The sequence below is a fragment of the Brachybacterium sp. Marseille-Q7125 genome (assembly GCF_023062615.1).
Classification (GTDB): Bacteria; Actinomycetota; Actinomycetes; order Actinomycetales; family Dermabacteraceae; genus Brachybacterium.
In genome coordinates this window covers 1-5,258 of the sequence record NZ_JALLAL010000085.1, presented here as the reverse complement: position 1 = coordinate 5,258, position 5,258 = coordinate 1, and the positions used below count along the sequence as shown (strand labels likewise).

Here is a 5,258-nt window from a genome sequence, read left to right as displayed (position 1 = left end):
GCCTGGTTCCCGGACCGGCAGCGCCGGGCGAAGCCCCTAGCAGAACCGGAGGCCCGAGGGGCGTGAGGAGGCCACCGGGCGGAAGTTCTCCCCCACCGCCGGATCCCGGGCATCCCCGCCCCCGCCCCATCCCTGCTCACCCCCTTGGAGTGCCATGTTCCGCTGGACGCTGCACGGCGACGGTCGCACCATCGCCGCTGACGAGATCGTTCTGCCCGAGGAGCGGCTGGCCTGGCCGATCACCCTCGGCATCGGCATGCAGCACGTGGTCGCAATGTTCGGCGCCACGTTCCTGGTGCCGCTGCTGACCGGTTTCCCGCCCTCGACCACGCTGCTGTTCTCGGGCCTGGGCACCCTGCTGTTCCTGCTCATCACCCGCAACCGGGTCCCCAGCTACCTGGGCAGCTCCTTCGCCTTCATCGCCCCGATCACCGCCTCGACGCAGGCCGATTCGATGGGCGCGGCGCTCGGCGGCGTGATGGTCACCGGTGCGCTGCTGGCGGCCCTGGGCCTGCTCGTGCAGAAGGTCGGCACCGCCTGGATCGGCAAGCTCATGCCCCCGGTGGTGATGGGCTCGATCGTGGCTCTCATCGGCTTCAACCTCGCCCCCACGGCGTACGCGAACTTCCAGGAGTCCGCGGTCACCGCCACCATCACCCTGTTCGCCGTGGTGCTGTGCACCGCCCTGTTCAAGGGGCTGCTGGGGCGCGTCTCGGTGCTGCTGGGAGTGCTCGTGGGCTACGGCGTGGCGGTGCTGCGCGGCGAAGTGGACTTCACGCCCGTGCAGGAGGCGGCCTGGCTCGGTCTGCCCGAGTTCCACCACCCGGAGTTCAACCTCGGCCTGCTGCCGATGTTCCTGCCGGTCGTGCTGGTGCTGCTGGCGGAGAACGTCGGCCACGTCACGAGCGTGGGCCTCATGACCGGCCGGAACCTCGATCACATGGTGGGCCGCACCCTCGCCTCCGACGGCTTCGCGACCATGCTCTCGGCCGGTTTCGGCGGTTCACCTACCACCACCTACGGCGAGAACATCGGCGTCATGAGCGCCACCCGCGTGTACTCCACCGCCGCGTACTGGGTGGCCGGGGTGACCGCGATTCTGCTGTCGATGTCCCCGAAGGTCGGTGCCGCGATCTTCACCATCCCGCCGGGTGTGCTGGGTGGCGTGACGTTCGTGCTGTACGGCCTGATCGGCATCGTGGGCGTGCGCATGTGGGTGGACGGCCGCGTGGACTTCGCCCGGCCCAAGAACCAGTTCACCGCAGGTGTCGCGCTTGTGGTCGGCATCGCGAACGTCACCTGGACCGTCGAGGGCATCCAGCTGACCGGCATCGCTCTGGGCACCCTCGCGGCGCTGGTCATCTACCACCTCATGGCGCAGCTCGGCCGCGTGACCGGCACAGAGGTCACCGACCGCGAGGACGCACCGGAGGTCACGCCGCGCGCAAAGTGAGCACGGCGAGGCCCAGGGTCAGCGCCGACGCCCCGCCGTGACCGTGGCGCCGCCGAGCAGCAGGATCGCTGCCGCGAGGGCGAGGGCCCAGGCCTCGATGCCGGTGCGGGCGAGCGGCCCCTGCGCAGAGCTGTCGGGCGCAGGCTCCGTGGGATCCGTGGGGCCCGATGGGGCAGGGTCGCTGGGCGCAGGGTCGCTGGGTGCCGGATCCCCAGGCTGCTCCGGCTGTCCCGGCTGCTCCGGGTCCTCCGGCTCGCCGGGCCCGGTGTCCTGCGCCTGCTTCGCGATGAACACCGCCACGGTGTGCGCGGGGATCGTCACGGTGCCGCTCGCGGTATCCCACGTCGACTCCTTGACCACGGGGTCCGCGCCCTCGGCCTGCACCGGGTGGAGGGTGTACTCGAGGCCTGCCATGCCCTCGATCTGCTCGGTGATCGGCTCATCGGAGGCGTTGAACACCGTGACCAGACCGTCCAGGGCAGGATCGGTATCCTCTCCGACGGTGTCGTCGACCCGCATCACGAGCAGCCCGGGCGTTGCCTCGGGACCGGCACCGGGGAAGGTGACCTTCTGCCGGATCAGCTCCGCGTCCCCGAGAGTGAACAGCTCGCTCGAATGCCGTAGCCGCAGCAGGTCACGGGCCATCGCCGCGGCGTGGGCGATGTGCTCCGGGGTGGGGCGGGAGGAGGGGTTCTCAAGCATCGGGGCCTGACGCTCCCACAGATGCTCATTGCGCTCGGCTGAGGGCAGTCCGCGGCCGAAGCCGTTGTCCTGCATCGTCCAGTCGATGAGGTTCACCCGGTCCCCGGAGTCGTAGCTGTCGGTGTCCAGGGATTTCGAGCGCAGCAGATCGGTGCCGGCCGCCCAGAAGGCGGGGGACTGGCCGAGCGCCACGGTGGCGAGCGCGAGGGTGTTGCGGCGGATCCGCTCGGCTATCGGGGTGTCCTGCGCGAGCTTGCCGACGAAGGTGTCGAACAGGGTCTCATTGTCGTGGGCGTCCACGTAGTTCACCGTCTCCTCGGGGCGGGAACCGAAGGCGGCGGGCGCCGTGCCGTACAGCAGCTCCTCGCCGCGCAGCACCTGCCCCGTGGAGGTCAGCAGCCGGTAGCCCTTGAGGTTCCCGGCCAGGGAGAGGCGGATCAGGTCCGTGGCATGCAGGAGGGCTGCACGCTGCTCCTCCGTCGTCCGCGGGTCAGCGGGGTTCGGGGTGTGGAACAGTCCCGTCGCGAAGCCACGATGCATGCGGACGTCGGGATCCATGAGGCTGCCGCCGTGCACGGCATCGCGGATCCGGTCGTTGAACGACCCGATCGAGGTGCCATCCAGGTTCCCCTGGATCGCCTGATGGAAGCGGGCACCGCCCTGGACCTCCCCGAAGTCCCAGCCCTCGCCGTAGACGTACGCCCCGGTGCCCGCGAGCGCCTCGCGCACCGCCTCGAGGTCTGCGCGGCGGTGATGCCCCATGAGGTCGAAGCGGAACCCGTCGACCCGATGCGCCCTGGCCCACAGCGTCACGCCGTCCACGAGCAGCCGGTGCATCATCGCGTGCTCGCTCGCGGTGTTCGACGTGCAGGTGGAGGACTCCACGGTGCCGTCCAGGTCCAGGCGGTGGTAGTAGCCGGGCACGATCCGGTCCAGCACAGAGCGGGGGTGCTGCCCGTCGTAGGCAGTGTGGTTGAACACGACGTCGAGCACCACCTGCAGACCCATCGCGTGCAGCGCCCCCACCATGGTGCGGAACTCGGCGATGCGCGCCCCGCCGTCCTGGTGCCCCTCGCGGGCGTAGGACCCTTCCGGCGCGAGGTAGTGGAAGGGGTCATAGCCCCAGTTGTAGGGGTCGCGGTCCTTCACCGCGAGAACCGCCGCTTGCTGCTGGGTCGAGGCGGGCCCGGCGTCCGGGATCGCGGGGATCACCTGCTCGCTGCGCCGCTCGGGGATGGTCGCGATGTCGTAGGTGGGCAGCAGGTGCACGGTGGTCAGGCCCGCCTGGGCGAGATCGCGCAGGTGCGCGGCGCCGCGGGAGTCGGGGTGGGCGAAGGCGGCGTAGGTACCGCGGAAGCCCGACGGGAGGGCGTCGTCTCCGCCGGAGAAGTCCCGCACGTGCAGCTCGTAGATGGTCTGCTGGGCGGGGCGCTCGCAGCGCGGCGCGGGAGTGTCCGCCCAGATCGCGGGCGCCCAGCGGGGATCCTCGAGGTCCACGAGGACGGAGTGCTCGGAGTCGACGGTGAGGCTGACGCTGTACGGGTCCGTGACCCGGTTCGTCACGACGCGACCCTCGGCGGGGACGTACACCTCGACGTCGAACAGGTAGCGGGCATCGGTCCAGGTGGCAGGGCCTGTGGTGCGCCAGATCCCGGTGGACTTCTCGCGGCGCATCGGCTGGGGTGCGTCCTCGAGGAGGAGGGTGACGGTCTTCGCTGTCGGCGCCCATACGGAGACCTCCCAGGTGCCGTCCGGGAGTCGGCGGGGGCCGAGCGTGGCGTGTGCGGCGCCTGTGGTGGCGGCGGTGTCTGTGGCGGCGGTGTCTGCGGCGTAGAGAGCGTCGAGGACTCCGGGGATCTGCAGGCCGCTGGTCTCGAGTAGGCGCTCGCCGGAGCGACGGATGACGGCGAGCTGCCCGGTGAGCGCGGCCGTGAGGGTGTCGCGGTCCAGGGGTGGCAGGGTGAGGGCGCGGTGGGCGGCGAGGTGCCGACGGTCGGGGATCTCCTCGCTGGTGAGTGGCGTGGAGCGCGGGGTCAGCGGAGCGAGGAGCTCGCCGCCGTGGACGCGTCCTGCGTCATCGTGGGCGAGGCCGCCGGTGGGGGAGTGCCAGAGCTCGAAGTGCTCGAGCCGCTCGGCGGGGTCGACCCGCTCGGCGGGGCTCCGGGCGGGGTCGCTGTCCGTATGGGCGGGCCAGGCGATCAGCTCAGGGGTGAGGAAGTGGGCGTACTGGTGACCGGGGCCGGTGAGGATGCTCTGCATGGAGGCCATTGTTCCTGGGATGTGTTCCGGGCGTGTTCCGGGGCCTTCCCGGGCCGGGGTGTGCTGAGGCTGGGTGCGCGCCGCGGCGGGGCAGGGCGCGGAGTTTCCATGGACGGTACTCAGCTGACCGGCTGCGTGCATATTGCAGGCGGCCGGTCGTCTGAGTGCCGTTCGTGGTTGGGGTTGGGGACAGGCGGGCTCGCGGCCGCGAGCCACGCAGTTCAGGCGCAGTGCCGTCAGTGCGGAGCGGTGCTCTCAGTACGGCGGGTGCTCGGGGTCGTAGAGCGGGGCGGCAGGGCTGGGTGGGTCTGCGGCTGGCTCGCTCTCTTCGTCTACCGCCTCGCCTCGTGCTCGGCGGTGGGCGTCTTCCTTGCGTTCGAGGTAGGAGTTCCAGATAACCCGCAGGTGGTCGCCGAGCTCGCGGGTGACGAGGTCGGTGTTGCGTGCGGTTTCGGTCAAGGGGCGGCTGCGTCCGCGGGTTCGGGCAGTCCAGGTGGTCACCCCGGTGTTGGGGTCGCGGATCGGGTCGATGAGCCCGAGGGTTTTCAGCCGGTGATGGCTGTAGCAGAGCCGGTGGAGGTTCTCCGGGCTGGTGGGGCCACCCCGGTCTGGATGCTGGTGGTCGAATTCTTCGATGTGGTCCGTTTCGCCGCTGGTGGTGACGATGGTGCTGCAGCCGGGGACTGCGCAGATCGGGTCGATCTGCCGCAGCAACTCCGGGCTTGTCAATCCCTGTGTGTAAGGGGTGTGATGCGGGTTACAGGTAGGGTTCGATTCGTTCGGGGTAGACGAGGGCGAGTTGGCCGAGGGCGGCCTTCCAGTTCGTGGTTACCGATCCTTCGAT

Annotated in this window: 3 protein-coding genes; 1 reads left to right on the top strand and 2 read right to left on the bottom strand. The window is 70.4% G+C overall.

Features of this window, described 5'->3' with window-relative positions; translation table 11 throughout:
- The first annotated feature begins 154 nt into the window (after window positions 1-154).
- A complete protein-coding gene (locus tag MU407_RS13445; RefSeq protein WP_102236788.1) occupies window positions 155-1,453 on the top strand; it encodes a solute carrier family 23 protein in 1,299 nt (432 codons plus the stop codon).
- An 18-nt stretch (window positions 1,454-1,471) separates the two neighbouring features.
- Here the strand turns inward: MU407_RS13445 and pulA are convergent, their stop codons facing one another.
- Window positions 1,472-4,414, bottom strand: coding sequence for a pullulanase-type alpha-1,6-glucosidase (gene pulA / locus MU407_RS13440; RefSeq protein WP_246958229.1), 2,943 nt, complete (start codon window positions 4,412-4,414; stop codon window positions 1,472-1,474).
- A gap of 255 nt (window positions 4,415-4,669) precedes the next feature.
- Window positions 4,670-5,143, bottom strand: a complete 474-nt coding sequence (locus MU407_RS14525) for an HNH endonuclease signature motif containing protein (protein WP_348648037.1) — start codon at window positions 5,141-5,143, stop codon at window positions 4,670-4,672.
- Window positions 5,144-5,258 lie beyond the last annotated feature (115 nt).

Bases quoted from the DNA above. Each gene is read 5' to 3' on its own strand.
- MU407_RS13445 (WP_102236788.1), top strand. From the start codon at position 155: ATGTTCCGCTGGACGCTGCACGGCGACGGTCGCACCATCGCCGCTGAC.
- pulA (WP_246958229.1), bottom strand. From the start codon at position 4,414: ATGCAGAGCATCCTCACCGGCCCCGGTCACCAGTACGCCCACTTCCTC.